Source organism: Desulforhopalus vacuolatus (assembly GCF_016918505.1).
GTDB classification, from domain to species: domain Bacteria; phylum Desulfobacterota; class Desulfobulbia; order Desulfobulbales; family Desulfocapsaceae; genus Desulforhopalus; species Desulforhopalus vacuolatus.
Genome location: NZ_JAFFPZ010000017.1, coordinates 16560 through 35859, shown reverse-complemented (window position 1 = coordinate 35859; position 19300 = coordinate 16560). Strand labels below are relative to the sequence as shown.

Sequence of the window (19300 nt, the reverse complement as noted above, 5' to 3'; positions counted from 1 at the left end):
TACTCAGTCTTTCGCCCATCTTCTTCGTTACATTCAAAAATTTATCCTCCAACAAAGCGAGGAACGAGACGTCGAGATCCCAAACATATAGATCCGGTAAATTTTCTCCTGTGCCTCGAATATGAACGAAATACAAGCTGTTTCAAGATACCCTTTAATTTTAAAATATTTTTTGCCTTTGTTCGCATGTTTAGAGCTTTCCTTTGGCAAAAAGTTTTTCGCTGTTCCGTCTTTTGCTTTTCCCTTTCTCCCGTCTCCTTTCTCCCGTCTCCCATCCCCCTGCCTTTGAATTCGCTAATACAAAATGTAAATGATATGAATCCTGTCTCTACGAGGAATCCGCCTACATCGTCATACGGTTCAGAATGCAGCTGTTGGGAGTTGTTTTTCCGCAGCGATTGCAGGAAACACACTTTGGACGATACCCCATATCCATCCCCCAGCGATTGATCAGGTCCGGCTCACTGAGCAGCGGCCGGGCCACTGAGAAGAAGCGAATCTCACTCGAATTGAGGATTTTATTCATCACCCTGATGCTGCGGTTACCTCCCATCAGTGACACCGGAGTTTTTATCGCAGCGGCAATTTTTTCGGTGGCTTCGCGGAAATAGCTCTGCTCATCTTCACGGATAATCTCTGTCCGTGCCGGACCCATTCCCTTACCGGAGCTTTCGTTGGAGCCACTTACCTCAATAAGATCCAGCCCCATGGTATCGAGGTGTTTCATCACCTCAAGGGCGTCTTCAAACACCAGCCCTTCGCCCTCATCCATAAAATCGTCATGGTTAATCTTAATCATCACCGGAAAATCGGGCCCCACCGCTTTGCGAACCTCCTCCACCACCTCATAGATAATCCGCGCGCGGTCGTGAATGGTACCGTTGTATTCATCGGTGCGGCGATTGTAATACGGCGTAAGGAACATGCTGAGAAAATAGCCGTGGGCGGCGTGGAGCTGCACACCGTCGAAACCCGCCTTCTTCGCCCGCACTGCAGCATCGACGAACAGTGTCCTGATGGCTGCGAGATCCTCTGTTGTCGCCTCCTTCGGGGTAATTCCAGAGACACGGTTTTTCACCGCAGAGGGGCCGATCATCTTCATCTGCGCCGCATCCGGATGGTCCGACTGTGAGCCGCCGTAGCAGATCTGCGCCGCGATTTTTCCGCCGTGCTGATGAATCTCATCAACAAAGGCCTGCAGTTCCGGAACAAAACTGTCGTCGCAGATCGCGACCATCCCCACGTTGGGTCTTTCGTCCGGGCTGATATACATATAACCGCTGAGAATAAGGCCAACGCCGCCCACGGCAAGATCGTTATAGGTCTGCTGCAGTGCCGGAGTGATATGGCCCTCTTTCGCACCTTTCATCCACAGAGAGGCGCGGATGAATCGATTTCTCAGTATCATGTTCCCGATTTTGGTTTCTTCAAAGAGTTGCATGGATTTCTTTCCTGTTGAATTTTTTGATTCGTTCCTGCCTCAGACTGCAAGAATATTCACGTCCAGTCCTTTCATCAAGCTGCACGAGTCAAACAGATGCGCCTCCATCGACACAAAACCCTCTCGCAGATGCCTCAATATTTGAGCAAACCCGCAGCCTGGGTAACCGTAACGCCAACAACACGGGTAGTATCATATACCTGCGGTAATTTTCCTCCTGCCCCTCAAATATGAACAAAATACGAGATCCTTCAAGGTACCATTATCGACCAATTTAGTTTATACCTGTTTAGAAGCCTGTTGAGGTAACTCCTCCTGCGCGTACAGGACATACTGCTGCACACCGTTTTTGAGGACTCTGTTTTAGCTTAACCCTGGTTTTTCCTGAACGTCCCAGAGATGTTCAGTTAACCTGAATCTCCAATTTCAAGGGATACACTCCAGATGAAGAGCAAACGTACGATATTAGTCGTCATCATTGCAGCGCTCATTGCCCTCTTTTTTGTGTTTAACTTACACCAATATCTGACTCTTGAGAGTTTAAAGAACAATCAACAGGCACTCACTGAATATATAAACGCAAACTGGCTCATCGCATTTATCGGCTATCTGGGCATTTATATCGTCGCCGCCGCCCTCAGTGTGCCAGGTGCAGTGATTTTAACTCTGGGGGCAGGAGCCTTGTTTGGTTTCGGATGGGGCCTGCTGCTGGCCTCTTTTGCCTCAAGTATCGGTGCAACACTGGCCTTTCTCGCTTCGCGCTTCCTGTTTCGTGACCGGATTAAGAAGACCTTTTCGGAAAAACTTGAAGCTGTCGATAAAGGCATCGAAAAAGATGGCGCCTTCTATTTACTCAGCCTGCGCCTTGTTCCCCTCTTCCCCTTTTTTATCATTAACCTGGTTATGGGCGTGACAGGCATTAAAACCTGGACCTACTACTGGGTCAGTCAACTGGGAATGTTAATCGGCACAGCAGTGTATGTGAATGCCGGAACGCAGCTGGTTGAAATAAAACACTTGTCTGACATCCTCTCAGGCAGCTTGATTTTATCCCTTGTGTTACTGGGTATTTTTCCCATTGCCGCCAAATTTATTTTGAACGCTTTGCAACAGCACCGTGTGTACAAAGGCTGGGAAAAACCAAAAAAATTTGACCGCAACCTTGTCGTTATCGGTGCAGGTTCTGCCGGCCTGGTAACAGCCTATATTGCGGCAGCAGTTAAATCATCAGTAACCCTGGTTGAGCGTCACAAAATGGGCGGTGACTGTTTGAATACAGGCTGTGTACCATCTAAAAGTTTACTGCACGCCAGTAAACTGGCGCATATTTATCATACATCGCAAAATGCAGGAGTGAGCTATGGGGTACCAACAATAGATTTTGAAACCGTTATGAATAAAGTTCATAAGGTCATTAAAGCTATCGAACCTCATGATTCGGTTGAGCGCTATGAATCACTCGGTGTTAAGGTTGTTCTCGGCAGTGCGACCATAGTGTCACCCTGGCAGGTCGATATTCAGACCAAAGATGGCGTACAGTCACTCACCACACGCAATATTGTTATTGCTACCGGTGCCCGTGCATTTGTGCCGGATATTCCTGGCTTGAAAGACATTGATTATTTAACCGCAGACAATCTGTGGGAAATCCGCGAGCAGCCCAGGCGCATGATCGTTCTGGGGGGCGGCCCTGTCGGCTGCGAACTGTCTCAGGCATTTGGCCGCCTGGGCACACACGTTACGCAAATTCAGCGCGGAAATCAGATACTCAAGAAAGAAGATCCAGATGCGGCTGAATACTTGCAGATTCAACTGGAAAAAGACGGGATTGATCTTCGTCTGAATACCATCGCCATGGCAGTGGAAAGTACCAGCGAAGGCAATGTATTACTGGTCGAGTCTGAAGGGAAAGAAGAACGAATTCCCTTCGATAAGATTTTAGTGGCAGTAGGCCGTCAGGCCAACCTGACCGGTTTTGGTTTAGAAAAACTGGGTATTGAGACTGGCCGGACCGTTATTACCAATGATTTTTTGCAAACCAAATATCCGAATATCCTGGCAGCCGGTGATGTGGCAGGCCCGTATCAGTTCACACATACTGCAAGTCATCAGGCCTGGTATGCTGCGGTAAATGCCTTATTCGGACCGTTTAAAACCTTTAAGGTTGATTACAGGGTTATTCCCTGGGCAACCTTTACAGATCCTGAAATAGCCACGGTTGGTTTAAATGAGACCTCTGCCAGGAAGCGGGGTATCGCAGTAGAAGTAACCCGTTACGACATCGGCGGGCTGGACCGTGCTCTGGCGGACGATCACGCCCGTGGTTTTGTTAAAGTGCTTACTGCACCAGGTAAAGATAAAATCTTAGGTGCCACTATCGTGGGGGCAAATGCGGGTGAACTGCTGGCTGAATTCGTCCTGGCCATGAAACACGGCCTGGGCCTGAACACGTTACTGGGTACCATTCATATTTACCCTACTATGGCCGAAGCGAATAAAAACGTTGCCGGCAACTGGAAACGCGACCACGCACCGCAAAAAATGCTCGCTTTCGTTGAGCGCTTCCACACGTGGCGCCGCAAGCAGGTACATTCCGAAGATCTTTCCTGACGACAGTTTCGACTCTGCTTTTATGCCATTTCCACTTTGTATTTATGGAAAAAAAAAGGGTAAGGCATTTTTTTCCCGAGAATAACGCGAAAAACTGATTATTCAAGGTACCCATAAATTTATATTTTATATCAATCTCAATATGATTTTTATAACCATATAACTTTACGTATATTTCTTTGTAAAAAAGAATTAAAAGAAATTAATTATTCAAGAAACCCTATTGAAAACGACTTTTAATATCGGGAAAATCTATAAAAAGAAATAACGCTGAATGTGCATATACCCGTATTGACAAATGCATAAGGAATGACATTGTGTTTGATAGAAATGACAGTGAGGTTTGAGCAGAGAGCCTGGAGGTATTTCCCCGGAGACTTAACAGCCTGACTCAATGTCAGACATCCCGGATTAACCGCCATCTGGGATATCGAAAATCAAACATGGCGGGATATGCATAGGAGAAATATATCATGGAAGAAACGAAAGTGAACATGCCCTTGCTCGGAGATACTTTTCCTGAGTTACACGTTCAGACCACGCACGGTCCCATGAATATTCCTGGTGATCTGAAGGGCAAATGGTTTGTGCTGTTCAGTCATCCGGCAGACTTCACCCCAGTTTGCACAACGGAATTTGTAGCGTTTCAAAAACGATATGAGAAATTTGAGGAACTTGACTGCAAATTGATCGGCATGTCCATTGATCAGGTATTTTCTCATATTAAGTGGATACAGTGGATCAAGGATGCGCTTGGTATCGAAATCAAATTTCCGATTGTTGCCGCCAATGATGCAGTTGCTCTGAAACTCGGCATGCTGCATCCGGGTAAAGGTACCAACACAGTACGGGCGGTATTCATCGTTGATCCAGAGAGCAAGGTTCGCCTGATCATGTATTACCCACAAGAGGTGGGTAGAAATATGGATGAAATTGTCCGTGCGGTCAAAGCGTTACAAGTATCTGACCAGCAGGGAGCTCTTGCTGCAGACTGGCCCAATAATGATTTGATAGGTGACAGAATCATCATACCACCGGCAACGAACCAGGCAGATGCAGAAAAACGCCTCCAAAAATCAGATACATTTGAATGTTTTGACTGGTGGTTCTGCCATAAGCCCCTGGAAAAATAATCCTGGCCAAAACGTGTAAACAACAAAAGGCCCTGCGTTCGCGCAGGGCCTTTTGCGTCTAAAACGCTCAAGGGGACCTTGAAACAGCCTGCATTCGTTCATATCTAAGGCACAGAAAGAAATTTGTCACAGATATACACCTGATATCGGAGTCTGGCGTTTACCTCCGAGGATACATTCTTGACTGCAGCGAAGGAGGTGGCGATTATTCAAGGTTCCCTTACAATGTAGCCTCCCTTTTTTGCGGTCTCTGTCTGTCAGTTTCTGCCTGTCTCTCTCCCTGCGGGGATCCTGCACTCTTTTTAACGCAGTACCTTGAATGGTGGAAAATGCAGTTGCAGTATGTCGGGCAAATATACGCCACCGGGATAAAAAACACCGGAGGCACTCATGCCGTATCACTTTTTCAGGCCCAATAACTTTACATCCAGGAACAAAAGAGGAACCCTGCCATGCACATGTCCGACGCACTGATATCCCCGGAGGTTGGCCTTTCCATGCTTGCCATCGCCGGAGGAGCACTGGCTCTCTCCTGCCACCGCTGCAGCCGGGAAATCCGTTCAGGAGAAAAGCTGTCACAGATCCCACTGATGGGGGTGCTCGGCGCTTTTGTTTTCGCCGCTCAGATGATTAACTTCACCATTCCCGGCACCGGTTCCAGCGGTCACATTGCCGGCGCCCTGCTCCTTGCCGTTCTGCTCGGGCCAGCGGCTGGCTTTATCGTCATAGCCTCAGTACTGCTGGTGCAGGCCCTGCTCTTTGCCGACGGCGGACTGCTCGCCTATGGGGCCAATCTGTTTAATATGGGCTTCATCCCCTGCTTCCTCGTCTATCCTTTTCTCTGGCGGCCGCTGGTATCCCGCGACTCTTCACGGCGGCGGATAGTAACCGTCTCCCTCATCACCGGCATCATCGCCATGACAGCCGGGGCCTTTACCATCACCGTGGAAACAGTCTTCAGCGGAATCACAACCCTGCCTTTTTTCAAGTTTCTGATGGTAATTGTACCGATTCACGTTCTCATCGGCGTTGGTGAAGGACTGATTACTGCCTCAGTCGTCCTTTTTGCCTTTTCCAGTGAAAGTGGAGAACTGTTCCTCGACCAGAAGAACAGGCGAATCGGCAGCTGGCGCACCGTTGCTGCCTTCGCCATCGCCGCAGCACTGCTCGCGGGAATGCTTTCATGGTTTGCCTCAAGCAATCCCGATGGGCTGGAATGGTCAGTAGCACGGGTAGAGAGCACAAAGGATGTCGGACAGCAGCCCGCAGCAGATCTGCTGCACCAGAAGAGTGCTGAGCTGCAGCGGAGCACATCCCTGTTGCCGGATTATCAGCTGGGGACTCCAAAAAGTGCGGATTCAGCGACAGCAGGTTCTGTCATCGCCTGGCGAACCTCAGCCGCAGGACTCATTGGCTCCGCCCTTACCCTTACTCTCGTACTGCTTCTTGCCATGCTGTTGAAAACGCGGCAGAGAAGAAGCGCGGTACCGTTCTCCAAGAGGTAAAATGAGCCGTCTTTCCTCTACCATTGAAGGTTGGCGAAGCTTCGACAGCTTTGCTGCCGCAGGCCTGATCAGCTGCCTTGATCCCCGCACCATCATCCTCTCTGCACTGTGCACAGTGATCGCCATGACCGGAGCGGGGAAAGGCGAGGTTATGGTCCTGCTGCCGCTGACCGCTTTTCCCCTTACCCTGCTGGTACTGGCCAACATCCCGCCAATATGGCTGGTGAAACGAATCCTGCCGGTGCTCCCTTTCGCCCTGATGATCGGGCTGCTTAATCCCTGGCTGGAGCAGGGAACGGTCACACTGCCCGGTGGCGCAGAAATCTCCACAGGATGGTTTACCCTCGCCTCCATCACTCTGCGCGCCCTGATCAGTGCCGCCACGGCCCTCCTGCTCATCGCCTCGGTTGGACTTCTTAATCTCAGTCGTGGGCTCGCCGGACTGAAGGTCCCCGCCCTTTTTATTACCCAGCTGCAGATGCTCTTTCGCTACTTCTTCGTCATCGGCGAAGAATTTCAGCGCATGGAACGTGCCTGGCGATTGCGCTCCGGTTCCCGCAGGGGACGGATGCCGCTGAAGCTGGCGGCGCAGCTGCTGCAGAATCTCTTTCTGCGTTCTCTTGCCCGCGCCAGCCGTATCCATAACGCCATGCTTGCCCGCGGTTTCAACGGAGAGGTCCCTGCCGGTGCACCGCTGCACTGGCGACTGCGCGACACCGTCTGGCTTGCGGGCTGGGCGGGTTTTGCCCTGCTCTGCCGCTTCAATCTGCCACTGCTGCTCGGAGCAATGCTCACAGGACAACCACAATGAGTCACCACTATCTCCATTTTAATTCCGTCAGTTTCACCTATCCAGATGGCACCAAAGCCCTCTCGGAAGTGAGTTTTGAGATGTACCACGGCGAGCGTATCGGCCTGATTGGCGCCAACGGAGCGGGAAAATCAACCCTCCTCCAGCTGCTTGCGGGTTTTCTCGTGACACAGAGCGGTTCCATAGATCTCGGTGGCCTTAAGATAACCCCGTCCACTATTGCCGAAGTGCGCCGCACTCTCGGATTTGTCTTTCAGGATGCCGACGACCAGCTCTTCATGCCCACCGTTTTTGAAGATGTCGCCTTTGGTCCCGCCAACCTTGGTGTTGAGGAGCCGGAGCTGACCCCGCTGGTACTGGAAACTCTCAAGCGTACAGGCATCGCTCACCTCGCCGACCGTCCGCCCTACCATCTTTCCGGCGGCCAGAAGCGGGCGGCCGCCATCGCCACGGTACTAGCCTCCAGCCCCTCCATGCTGGTGCTTGACGAACCGGCCAATGCCCTCGATCCAATAGCCCGCAGACGGATAATCGAACAGCTCAGGGGCTTTACTCACAGCCAGCTCATTGCCAGCCACGATCTGGATCTGGTGCTCGATCTCTGTCATCGGGTAGTGGTTCTCCATGAGGGAAAAGTCGCAGCCGTTGCCCCGCCGATGACTGTCTTCAAAAATAAGGAATTGCTGGAACAGTGCGGGCTGCTGCCTCCCCTGCGTATGCAGGAATTACCTCCGGAGGGACCGCAACTGAAAGTTGTGGAGGGCCATCACCACGAAATTGCACACCATCACCACACTGCGGAGAAATAGACACTCTTCAGGTCAGGCCTCATCTCTCCTGTCAAATGTCCCACGAGGCACGATACCAGCCATTGTGCAGGTTTCCTCTATCGCCCGGATCAAAGATCCACGTGCCATAATCGGCAATACCAAGCTTTACCCGTACATTGGGGTTATCCTTGCCGAGAATAAGCTTCCCGTGGCCTGGAAAGCAGACGTAACCTTTTGTCGTCCCCCTGCCACTTTGCAGGGTGTTGTGTTTACTGTCCGGCATGGAGTGGAGGCGGGCAAAACCCTGTCCTCCAGATACTTTCAAAGTAAAGCGATGGCACTGAGAGTTGCCCCTGGCTCTATCGGCGGGAATATTCCAGCCGTATGTTCTGTTTACAGAAGAACGGTTGGCGTGCCCATTCCTGTCGTGGGAAGAGTGCCAGGTGTTGGCAGAAACGCCTCCGGCAAAGGTGAATGCCGCAGTGATGAACAAAATCGTAAGGATGACAGTCTTTTTCTTCATGGAGAGCTCCTTTCACGTTGAGATATCAGTTATCTTCTCCCGGGGCCATCAGAAAACCTCGAAGTACTGGAAAATTCCAGCGGCTCCTGTCTGCCCCCCTTGCCACACCACAGCCTGTGTGGTATGGAAAATATGTTCCGGTGAAAATACTGCTCCGGGGCCACTAATAATACCTTGAATCATTTCATTTTTCTCAGAATATCCCGAGAAAACCTTCGATTACCACCCGCTCAACATTACACCGGAGAACAGCTATGGACGTTAAACAGGCTCTGCTCGCACGCAAATCTGTGCGCGCTTTTCTTGATACAGATGTGCCAAAAGAGAAAATTGTCGCGGTGCTTGATGCCGCCCGCCACGCTCCTTCGGGAACCAACGCCCAGCCGTGGAAGGTCGCGGTGGTACAGGGAAAGAAACGTGTTGAAATGGCCAATGCCATGGAAGATGCCTTCCTGAAAATTTGTGGTGAGGGCAAGATGGATTATCAGTATTACCCGGTACAGTGGAAGGGAGAGTACAAGCGTCGTCGGGTGGAAACCGGCTCCCAGCTCTACCGGGAACTCGGCATTGAGCGCAACGATAAAGAAGCTCGTTTCCAGCAATGGAAGATCAACTATCGGGCTTTCAACGCGCCGGTTATCCTCTTTTTCTTTCTCGACCGAATTATGCAGACCGGCTCTTTTCTCGACTATGGCATGTTCTGGCAGTCAATCATGCTGGCGGCTCTGGACGAAGGCCTCGCCACCTGCCCGCAGGCCGCGCTGGCGCAGTTTCCCGAGCTGGTTCGGGAGAAACTGGGTTACGGAGAAGAGATGCTGGTGGTAGGCGGTATGGCCATGGGCTATGAAGATCCCGGCGCAAAAGGGAACAACTACCGTACCAGTCGCCTTGAGGTGGAAGAATTTACGCGGTTTTTTGAATAATGGAGTGCTGGAGACGCCCAAATTGGGCGTCTCACTGCCTGCAATATTAAAATTATACAAAAGAAAAAACATTTGGCTACCTTGAATAATCAGTCTTTCGCCCATCTTCTTCGTTACAGTAAAAAATTTATCCTCCGACAAAGCGAGGAACGAGACGTCGAGATATCAATCATATACCTGCGGTAAATTTCTTCCTGTGCCTCGAATATGAACGAAATCCAAGATTATTCAAGGTACCCATTTAAGAACAAAGATTTTTAAAATTTAAAGCGGGAAAAACAGAGAAAGGGGACAACAAAAGGTATTTGTAAAGACGCCAAAATTGGTGGTTTCTGCAAATACATCTTCCACCTCCACAATACATGTCTATAAAATCAATCCTGGTTTTATGATCACATTATCTGTGATAAAAATTGGAATTTACAAATTGTGGATTCCAATAATATAGAATTAAAAGTGTTCAATGTAATTTCCTTACGTGCAGATGTATCATTTTAGAAGGTATGACAAGCTGTCTCCCAATTATATTTTTTGACAAATTACTTTCTCGGTCATATTCTACTGCTATATACTTATAGCGAAAAGAGAGCTAAAAGTGTAAGGATGCCCCAGAAAAATTTAAAGGTTGGAGGTACCAGCATGCGACAGAATGGCGGAAATGGATCTCAAAATCCAAACGAAAGAAAGTCCGAAAACACTGTTCAGAAAGAAAACGAAGATACACAATCCGGTTCTCCTCAGCGCCAGGGCAGAGGCCTGGGCCGAGGTGGCGGTAAAGGACGTCGGGATGGTACTGGCGGGGGCAAAGGCCGAGGTGGCGGAGGATTTGGTGGAAGCCAGAGATAGTCCCAACACATTGCTGAACACCGTGAAAGAACAATTTTTCACGGTGAAAAAAAACAGGGGACAGATCACGATGTCAATGTCGATCACCGTATTGATCGATTAATTAACATTGTGGCCTGTCCCCTGTTTTGTCACCTGTTCCGCTCTCAGGACCTCGGGCATCCTCGTTGATAATGAAATGGAGGTTGGGGTGTTGGGCAGGCCAGCCTGCCGTGGTTTGCCCGAAAATCTCCTGACGGCATTGTGCTCACAATCCGTTTTCGCCTTGCCATCCTGTTCTCTGTTGATCTCAGGGGCAGAACAATGTTCCCCTGAAAAATATGAATACGAATTTATTGATATCGATTACCCATTTTGGAATGGCGTTGATTGAAAGAATCTCTATTTTTTAGTCGTTAAAAATATACATGAAGCTGACGTGGCTCTTCAGCCGACGCAGAAAGCGCACGGCTGAAGAGCTACGTCAGCCACTGAAAGGAAATAACTTCGTGGACATAAAAGAAATTAGAAATGCAACTGAGATAAATATAAAAAAAATGACAGATTCTTTCCCTGAGGATCTGGAAAAACTCCAGGATGATTTTTTTCTAAAAATAGAAAAATCACAATTATCACCTTTAAAGAAGCTTGAAAAACTCTATAGCTTTATGGATGAAGTGTATAAGCACATAAATAAATACACAACGTGTAAAAAGGGTTGCTCATATTGTTGTTCTTACTACGTAACAATCAGTGATATTGAAATACAGTTCATCGAACAAAAAAATAAGGGTATAAAAAGAAAAGAACAATTTGATACAGATAAGAAAAGGGTCGGTACTCCATGCCTGTTTTTAAAAAATGAGGCCTGTTCAATCTATGAATCACGACCATACGTTTGTCACCGTCATGTAATGTTCACACCAGATAACAGCATTTGCACTGAAGACAATGCACATATACATAAGTTGCAACTTCTTGCATGGCCCAAATTAGATAAAAGTTATAATCTTATAAGAGCGGAAAGTGGTTCAAATAAACTTCATGATATTAGAGATGTATTCCCAAAAAAATAATTATACCATTCCTATTAAGTTGTAACCCGTTTTGCATCCTGTTTATCCATTCGTGGTTACAAACGACAAAAGGAACCACGAATGGACACGAATAAACACGAATTATTACTGAAAAAACCATAAGAGAATGCCCTTGTGGTTGCTTTGAGGTAATTGATGTATTAGAGCGTAAAACGCTTAACCCCGACTTTCGAATGACTCCCAAAGTTGATTCATAATCCTGATGCACTGTACGGCTTAACTTCGGATACAAACGTTTTCGTTTAATGTGTTGTCCCTGTTCGTGAAAATTCGTGTCTATTCGTGGTTACAAATTGCAAAAGGAACCACGAATGGACACGAATAAACATGAATTATTACCCATTCGTAATCGCCAAAAAAGATATCCACGAAGTCGCGTTCTCTGGTCAGTAAAAAACGTGAAGGTACTTATACCGGCGTACCGTTCATTACCGGTATAATTTGATATCGGAGCCTGGCGTTTATCTCCGAGGATAATTTTTTACCTGTAACCAGGAAGGTGGGAAACTGTCGTTTTGATGCTAAAGGGAAATCCATGTGGAGGACCCACAAGGATGAACATACTGATAATACAGATCCTGATCAACAGGGAAGAAGAGCCGTATGAGGAAAAAATTTCATATACAGTTCTGTGAGACCCTGGGAATTTGATTCCCAGGGTAACACCCGACCAAAAACCGCATTGCGTTTTTTGGCCGGGTGGCGCGTCTGCTTATGTACTGCTTTGCTTTTTTATACTGCAGAAACTTTGGTTGCACAGGGTCCTTTCTTGCCTTCGCCCTCGATATACTCAACCTTTTGACCGTCACTCAAAGTAGCATAGCCGCCACCACTTTGGATTTCTGAATGATGGACAAACAAATCTTTGCCTCCGTCGTCAGGAGCGATGAAACCGAAACCTTTGTCTGCATTAAACCACTTTACTGTACCTGTACTCATGTTGTGTTTTTCCTTTGTGTCTTTAGTATTTTCATTGACTTTAATTATTCTAATGTTTTCATAGAATCATGTAACAACACGATTCATAACGTCAGAAGAATTGCCGCCGTTTCCCCGGAGCTACGCTTGATTCTTGTGTTATGCATCACCTTTTGTTGCCGTTTTATCGTCGTCACCTGACATAGGTTGAACGTCCTGCGGCTGACTCTCGTCGATTCTTGCTTTTTTTTGCAAACGCTTCTCTTCCTTCTTTTTCTTTTTGGCAAGTTCTTTCTGGCGTTTTTCAAAAGTGTAATTGGGTTTAGCCATTCGTATTCTCTCTCTATAATTTTAGTTTTGGTGCGTTTGACATACGGCATTTTTCAACCGATGGTGCTTTCACAGCACCTGCACAATATCAAAGTTACGAGAGGTCACCGGGGCAAGAGTGCTCTTTCACCCTGGACACATAACGCCTTTGTTCACTATTGAGTAAGCTGACGCTGTTTTTTTTTAGCAAAAATCGCGACAACTGTATCGATTTTGAGTGCAACAACGTATTGGCCGAAGCCGCGCCCGCGGCGGGAAAAAATTAAAGTGGTGTATATTCCTGTATTTATCTGATTTTGGACACGTACATCACTGAAGACTATACCATGAAGGGCACTGAAGTAAAACGATTTGCGACTCTTTACCAACAGCACCTGAAGCTGCGTATACTACAGGGCAAAAGTGACCCAGGAATCAGAGCCTGTTCCCGAGCTGTCCGTCGCGTCGACAGGCCTTCGATTGCTGGCCCGGACAACCAGAAAAGGGAAGAATTGGAAGTTTCCCTCCAACTCTTCAAAAGTCATTTCTGGAGCACAGTCAAACGGAACAGTGTAGGCAATAGATGGACATTGTCAAGCCGCCTCAGGTCAAAATCATCCTTGCTCTACTTCCCTGACGGAAATCAAACGTATTCTCGGTACAATCCCAAAAATCGGCTCTCGTGTTTTCCTGCTGACAACCTGTTCCATGGAGTTACGTCTTGAAGAGGCATTTTCCCTGCAGATGATGCGAGCATCGGCATGACCATGGTGTTGATACTGCGTGGATGTCGGAGTATCGGGGACCTTGAAGCAACCTGCATCCATTCATATTTGAGGAACCGGAGAAAATGTACTGCCTATAACTTTGATATCGAAGTCTGGCGCGTACTTCCAAGGATAATTTTTTTTACTGTAACCAGGAAGAGGGGTGAGTATTCAAAGTACCCTTATGCTGGCGGAGGAGATACATAGTCTGCAGCTTTTGACTGCAATTCACGAAACTTTTCCGACACCTGTTCCAGCTTGCGTTTCCATTCCACATTTGGCTCCTGCCCTTCAATCGCATGGTTGTACGCGATGATTGTAGAAATCAGGCAAAAAGGATTAATAATGGAGAGTTTCAGGCCATATCCAAACGCCAGCGCCAGAAACAGCCATACTATTTTTAACGTTTCGTTGCTGGTGATTGCCGCCAGAATGCCAAAAGGAATGAGCATGATGAGGACGCAGACCACCAGACCTGCGATATTGATCACAGCCAGCGCCACCGCATTTGAAAGTATCGGTTTCCAGTTCTGGGCATACAGTACCAAACCGGTTTCAGCATTTTTCCAAATATTGCGATCTTTACGGGTCAGGTTAAAGCTCAAAATGGTTTCATCCACATACGTGACGGCATAATTGACAATCATGCCAGCAAATTTCGCAACAGCTTCAATTCCTGGAAGAGGTATCAGATCTGCCACTCGAACGGCTGTTTTATTAAAGGCCTTGATAGCTCCTGAAACCAATTGATCTACAGCAAACAAAACGGAGACCTCTTTAAACACACCAGTTATAACGTTCTTTCCGTAAACGAATTGTCCAACATTTTCAGGCAGTTGGCCATTTTGCAGAATCTCTGTAATAACGGCAATATGTCCGGCTTTTATAAGATACAGAACATAGCGTTGCAGCAACTTCAACAGACCGAACAAGACCACGATCCCAACCAGGACCAGAATGCCGCCAGCTCCTCCGAAAACCTTTGCCATCAGCAATAATACGCCGACATAGATGGCCGATCCAAGAGCAACAATAGCGTAAACGGCTATGCGAACCAGTACACACGGAAGCGTTTTCATCAGCACGCCCCAGGCTTCTCCTAAATGTAATTTCATAAAAAACCTCCTGAATTATATTATCTATTATATGGGAATATCGAAGAACCACTCTTTTACCCATTTTTTTCCTTACATTCAAAAAATTATCCTCAGAGGTACGCGCCAGACTTCGATATCAATATCATATACTTATGATAAAATTTAACCTGAGCCTCGAAGGAACGAATGCAGGATGTTTCAATGCACCTATTATACCATTCCTATTAAGTTATACCCCGTTTTATCTCCTGTTTATCCATTCATGGTTACAAACGACAAAAGGAACCACGAATGGACACGAATTATTACTCATTCGTCATCGCCAAAAAAGATGCCTACGTAGTCTCGTTCTGTGGTTAATACAAAGTGTAAATGGTATTAGTAAGTTTACTCGATTTTTATATACGGGCATACCTTATTATCAGTGCAATGTCAATGCAACAAAATTTTATCGTGATTGAGCATAAGACAGGAGATGATAAGATGATGAACCGTCAGAACCAGTCGTTTTACGAAAAGACACAGTCGCCGAGAATGCTTTGTTTGCTGGTGCCTGGGATGAGCGCTGTTTTTGAGCGCTTTTTACAGAAATCGTGACAAGATCAAAGCGTCCAGTGGATCGGCGTGTTAAGTTTGTCGTTTTCGACGGGATTACTTCCAATTGAATTCACCACTAAATATAGTACAATCAATGAGTGAATTGGCAGGATCATCTATATAAATTTGTTGCTTATCGGAAACAGGATACGTTAAATATTCAGAACATTCAGCGCTTTGCCCAGTACCGACAACAACTTTTATATCATCCTTGAGAGTGCAACGAACTAATTTATCCAGAGGTGACCATTGATAGCATATTTCATAATCAGAACGATATTTCGAAATTTCACCAAGAGGTTTATTAAATGCCCACCATTGGCCCAATTTACTCCTAGGGTTAGTACTGTTCCACGCTCGATAAAGAATAATTTTTGAGCCTTTTTTACTTTTATAAACTTGTCCCTGGCAAAGAGCCCCTTTTTGAGGACTTCCCAAGGCCTTATTCAAAAGCGTTTTATCTTTGACTGCTTCAAATTTATTGGCTATATTATTTGGAAGAGTAGAACTTCCCAAACAAATCTCTTCACTATCAACAAATTGACAGTTATTGTCAATTTGAACATCAGCACAACCGAAAAGAGTTAAGACTAATACTATAGATAAAATATTTTTAACCATTTACAAATCACCTCCAATTATGAAGTAGAATACAAAATCATTTTTTTAAATCATGACTCATGACTCATTTACAAACAGAAAGAGATCCCCCGTAAGGGAACCTTTCCGGTGTATTGCGTGGTCAACTCTTCCTGCAAATTGTGATATTGTGACAATACATGAGGCGCCGGGATGTATCGGGACAGGTTACTGCCTTTGAAAAACATCGTGGTTGGTTAAATATGTTCAATCCGAAAGGTTAAAATGAATTTAGACATATCCATTCTCCTGAAGATATTCTACGCATTGGGCATTGGTGTTCTCATTGGCCTGGAACGATCCCTTACCCCCCCGTTTGGCTCTCCATGTGATCCAGATGCCACGGACACAGAGCAAAAACGGGAGATTCCGGATATTTTGATAGGGGTGAGAACATTTTCCATTCTTTCCCTCGGCGGATTTTCTGCCGCCATGATCGGTGCTGTGCAGCCGTTTATCGCGCTGGTCATCGTTGCCGGACTAATCGCATTTATTCTCTTCAGTTATTCCCAAACAAGACATACCGATCCCGGGATTACGACGGAGATTTCTGCTGTTATCTGCTGCGGTCTGGGCTCTCTCTGCTATACCTGGCCCCTTGAGGCCGGTGTGCTGGCACTGCTCATTACAATCCTGCTGGCATTAAAAAGGTCCATGGGTCGGGTCCTTTTGAAATTAAAGCGGGTTGAATTGACAGATACTTTAAAATTTTTGGCCATTATTCTCATAGTTCTACCCATTCTTCCCAATCGGGCATTAGACGCTTATGGCGTATTTAATCCCCACAAGGTCATGTTTCTCGTTATCCTGATATCCGGAATCAGCTTTGTGGGATATTTTTTGACCAAATTTCTCGGTGTTGACAGAGGCCTGGGCCTGACAGGACTTTTTGGTGGTCTTACATCTTCAACTGCGGTAACGGCAGCGATGGCAAACCAGGCCAGGCAGACCCCCGCTCTCCTCAACCAGTGTACTTTTGCGACCATTATCGCCAATGCCACCATGTTCTGCCGGGTTCTGGTAGTGGCAGCCATTCTGGACCACGCATTAATGATGCAGCTGGTATGGTCTCTTGGCACCATGACCGCCGGTGCTGCTGTTGCGGTAACCCTGTTGTGGCTGCGATCAAAAAACAACGCTCCCGGGAAATCGAGAGGATCAGAAAAACTCGACTTGAAAAACCCCTTCTCTCTTGGACCGGCCATCAAGTTTTCCCTGTTTTTTGTGTGTATCCTCTTCGTTGCAAAAATTGCTCAAATGTATCTGGGGGATAAGGGGTTGTACCTGGCTTCTCTTGTTTCCGGACTGGCGGATGTGGACCCGATTACGCTTTCCATTGCAGAGCAGACCCAAACTGCCCAGCTGAGCCATACTGTCGGAGCTGTCGGCATTACGATTGCAGTAGTTGCCAACAGTGCTGTTAAAAGCGGTATTGCCTTTTTTTCAGGCGGATGGAAATTTGGGCTTCGGGTGGGAAGCATCTTACTGGCTGTCACCATTGCAGGGCTGGGGGTGTTGTTACTTTTTTAGCCTTCTCAAATGCTTTGCTTTCCATTTGTTCGGCCTTTTCGTATTTGTCTTTCAACTCATCACACCTCTTTCTCATCCGCTCAAGGACGTTTTTGTATTCGGGATTTGAGGCAAGATTGATAAGTTGGTCCGGATCGGCTCTAAGATCGTGTAGAAACTCGAAGACTGGTTGCTGCTCAAAATATCTGGCATAAACATAACGTTCTCCCCGGACGCCTTCCCATTTTGGAATATCTTTATGGTTCATCAAGTGTTCGCAGAAGAAATCAGTTCGCCAGTCAGGCGTGCTTTGGCCCTGCAGTAATGGCATCAGACTGCACCCCTGCCAATGAGGGGGAATATTGACTCCGGCGAGATTGAGCATTGTAGCAGGCACGTCGATATTCAGGGCGATCTTGTCATTAATGATGTCGCGTTTCTTCTGAGGCAGGCGAGGGTCATAGATAATCAGAGGAACTCGGAGTGATTGTTCGTAATGCGACCATTTCCCGGCAAAACCGCGGTCTCCCATATAATATCCGTTGTCACCCATGTAGATAATAACGGTGTTGTCTGAAAAGCCAAGGTTGTCCAGTTCCTTGACGATGCGACCAGTCACCCGATCCACGCCACTGATCATTCTGTAATAGTCCTTCATGAATTTCTGGTATTTCTCGGGGGTGTCCCAGCGCCAGAAATAACGTTGGCGGTTCAGAGATTCTTTCAAAAACTGCGGATGATTTTTAAAAATAGCCGGGTCTGAAAGTCGAGGAGGCGGGATCTCTATATTGTCGTACATCCCCTCCACGGCTTTAGGGCATGGGTAGGGATTCTTCTTGTCACCATCCTCTGCATGAACTGCATTGAAACTTATGGAGAGGCAAAAGGGCTTTCCTTTGGGATTGCTTTTCAGGAATTCAATCGCTTTGTCACCAGCTATTTCTGTTTCATGCCTGATTGTGCCATCTGGTTGTTTTTTGAAATAGGGATTGCGGTTATGCGGCTCGAAGTAGTCAAACATCCTGGGCTCTGGTTTGCCCATGGTCTGGACCCCATATTTGCCGATAAAACCGGTTCGATATCCGGCATTATGCAGAAGAGCCGGATAGCTTTTCGACATGACAGCTGCACTGAGTAGCGGTTTACCAAACGTGTAATCGTGGGTTCTTTCATACAAACCTGTCAAAATGGACGCACGGCTGGCTGCACAGATGAAGGTTGTTACGAAGGCGTTCTGAAACCGCACACCATTTGCGGCAAGGTCGTCAATGACGGGGGTTTTGATAATTGGGTGCCCCGCACAGCCCAAAGTATCGTTACGCTGATCATCGATAAGCAGAAAAAGGATGTTAGGCCTGGTCCTGGTTTCCCGGGTGAGCAAAGAGCAGGGCACCAGCATTGCTGCTGCGACCAGTCCAGTTGTTATCAGAAAATCTCGTCGCTTGTATCTCTTCATATTTATATCTCCGAACACCTTTTATAACCAGGGAACTCAAAACTCGGGGCCAAACCAAGCTATTATACCATTCCTATTAAGTTATACCCCGTTTTGCATCCTGTTTATCCATTCGTGGTTACGAACTACAAAAGGAACCACGAATGAACACGAATGGACACGAATTATTACTCATTCGTAATCGCCCCCAATTGCCTTACCGCTTTTCGCCTTTCCCGCTTTAAATAGAAAAATTCTTTGTTTTCAAATGCTTTTTGCCCTTATTCGCCTTATTCGAGCAGTTATTCGTTGGCAAAAAGTCTTTCCGCTTTTGCTTTCCTTCGTGTTCTTCGTGTCCATTCGTGGTTACAAAATGCAAAAGGAACCACGA

At 47.0% G+C, this 19300-nt stretch carries 16 protein-coding genes; 9 read left to right on the top strand and 7 right to left on the bottom strand.

What is annotated here, in order from left to right:
* Window positions 1–343: 343 nt before the first annotated feature.
* Window positions 344–1441, bottom strand: a complete 1098-nt coding sequence (locus tag JWG39_RS11085; RefSeq protein WP_205219470.1) for an NADH:flavin oxidoreductase — start codon at window positions 1439–1441, stop codon at window positions 344–346.
* A 444-nt stretch (window positions 1442–1885) separates the two neighbouring features.
* Here JWG39_RS11085 and JWG39_RS11080 point away from each other — a divergent pair, with 444 nt between their 5' ends.
* The 5 genes from JWG39_RS11080 (at window position 1886) to JWG39_RS11060 (ending at window position 8309) form a co-directional block, all read left to right on the top strand.
* Window positions 1886–4051 (top strand): dihydrolipoyl dehydrogenase family protein, encoded by a 2166-nt coding sequence (locus tag JWG39_RS11080; RefSeq protein ID WP_205219469.1) that lies wholly within the window; start codon window positions 1886–1888, stop codon window positions 4049–4051.
* A 473-nt stretch (window positions 4052–4524) separates the two neighbouring features.
* On the top strand, window positions 4525–5184 hold the full coding sequence (locus JWG39_RS11075; RefSeq protein WP_205219468.1) for a peroxiredoxin: 660 nt from the start codon (window positions 4525–4527) through the stop codon (window positions 5182–5184).
* A 452-nt stretch (window positions 5185–5636) separates the two neighbouring features.
* A complete protein-coding gene (locus JWG39_RS11070) occupies window positions 5637–6689 on the top strand; it encodes an energy-coupling factor ABC transporter permease (RefSeq protein ID WP_205219467.1) in 1053 nt (350 codons plus the stop codon).
* 1 nt (window position 6690) lies between these two features.
* Window positions 6691–7500: an energy-coupling factor transporter transmembrane component T family protein gene (locus JWG39_RS11065; RefSeq protein WP_205219466.1), complete on the top strand. Its 810-nt coding sequence runs from the start codon at window positions 6691–6693 to the stop codon at window positions 7498–7500.
* The gene (locus JWG39_RS11060) at window positions 7497–8309 is read left to right on the top strand and encodes an energy-coupling factor ABC transporter ATP-binding protein (RefSeq protein ID WP_205219465.1); all 813 of its coding nucleotides are present in this window, start codon (window positions 7497–7499) and stop codon (window positions 8307–8309) included. The genes JWG39_RS11065 and JWG39_RS11060 overlap by 4 nt, the downstream gene beginning before the upstream one ends.
* Window positions 8310–8340: 31 nt before the next feature.
* Here the strand turns inward: JWG39_RS11060 and JWG39_RS11055 are convergent, their stop codons facing one another.
* Window positions 8341–8793 carry a hypothetical protein gene (locus JWG39_RS11055; protein ID WP_205219464.1) on the bottom strand — a complete coding sequence of 151 codons (453 nt, stop codon included), beginning with the start codon at window positions 8791–8793 and terminating at the stop codon, window positions 8341–8343.
* Between the two features lie 254 nt (window positions 8794–9047).
* Here JWG39_RS11055 and JWG39_RS11050 point away from each other — a divergent pair, with 254 nt between their 5' ends.
* The 3 genes from JWG39_RS11050 to JWG39_RS11040 all read left to right on the top strand — a co-directional run bounded on the left by JWG39_RS11050 (window position 9048) and on the right by JWG39_RS11040 (window position 11617).
* Window positions 9048–9716: a nitroreductase gene (locus JWG39_RS11050; RefSeq protein ID WP_205219463.1), complete on the top strand. Its 669-nt coding sequence runs from the start codon at window positions 9048–9050 to the stop codon at window positions 9714–9716.
* Between the two features lie 658 nt (window positions 9717–10374).
* Window positions 10375–10665 (top strand): hypothetical protein, encoded by a 291-nt coding sequence (locus JWG39_RS11045; protein WP_205219462.1) that lies wholly within the window; start codon window positions 10375–10377, stop codon window positions 10663–10665.
* A 385-nt stretch (window positions 10666–11050) separates the two neighbouring features.
* On the top strand, window positions 11051–11617 hold the full coding sequence (locus JWG39_RS11040; RefSeq protein ID WP_205219461.1) for a YkgJ family cysteine cluster protein: 567 nt from the start codon (window positions 11051–11053) through the stop codon (window positions 11615–11617).
* A gap of 753 nt (window positions 11618–12370) precedes the next feature.
* On the opposite strand, the gene JWG39_RS11035 is transcribed toward JWG39_RS11040, so the two are convergent.
* The 4 genes from JWG39_RS11035 to JWG39_RS11020 all read right to left on the bottom strand — a co-directional run bounded on the left by JWG39_RS11035 (window position 12371) and on the right by JWG39_RS11020 (window position 15947).
* Window positions 12371–12577, bottom strand: a complete 207-nt coding sequence (locus tag JWG39_RS11035; protein WP_205219460.1) for a cold-shock protein — start codon at window positions 12575–12577, stop codon at window positions 12371–12373.
* A gap of 138 nt (window positions 12578–12715) precedes the next feature.
* Complete coding sequence (locus JWG39_RS11030) at window positions 12716–12886, bottom strand: hypothetical protein (RefSeq protein WP_205219496.1); 171 nt, start codon at window positions 12884–12886, stop codon at window positions 12716–12718.
* A 928-nt stretch (window positions 12887–13814) separates the two neighbouring features.
* A complete protein-coding gene (locus JWG39_RS11025) occupies window positions 13815–14747 on the bottom strand; it encodes a hypothetical protein (protein WP_205219459.1) in 933 nt (310 codons plus the stop codon).
* A 633-nt stretch (window positions 14748–15380) separates the two neighbouring features.
* The gene (locus tag JWG39_RS11020) at window positions 15381–15947 is read right to left on the bottom strand and encodes a hypothetical protein (RefSeq protein WP_205219458.1); all 567 of its coding nucleotides are present in this window, start codon (window positions 15945–15947) and stop codon (window positions 15381–15383) included.
* A 243-nt stretch (window positions 15948–16190) separates the two neighbouring features.
* On the opposite strand from JWG39_RS11020, the gene JWG39_RS11015 reads away from it, so the two are divergent.
* A complete protein-coding gene (locus JWG39_RS11015) occupies window positions 16191–17495 on the top strand; it encodes an MgtC/SapB family protein (RefSeq protein WP_205219457.1) in 1305 nt (434 codons plus the stop codon).
* On the opposite strand, the gene JWG39_RS11010 is transcribed toward JWG39_RS11015, so the two are convergent.
* Window positions 17458–18930: a sulfatase family protein gene (locus tag JWG39_RS11010; protein ID WP_205219456.1), complete on the bottom strand. Its 1473-nt coding sequence runs from the start codon at window positions 18928–18930 to the stop codon at window positions 17458–17460. The genes JWG39_RS11015 and JWG39_RS11010 overlap by 38 nt on opposite strands.
* Window positions 18931–19300 lie beyond the last annotated feature (370 nt).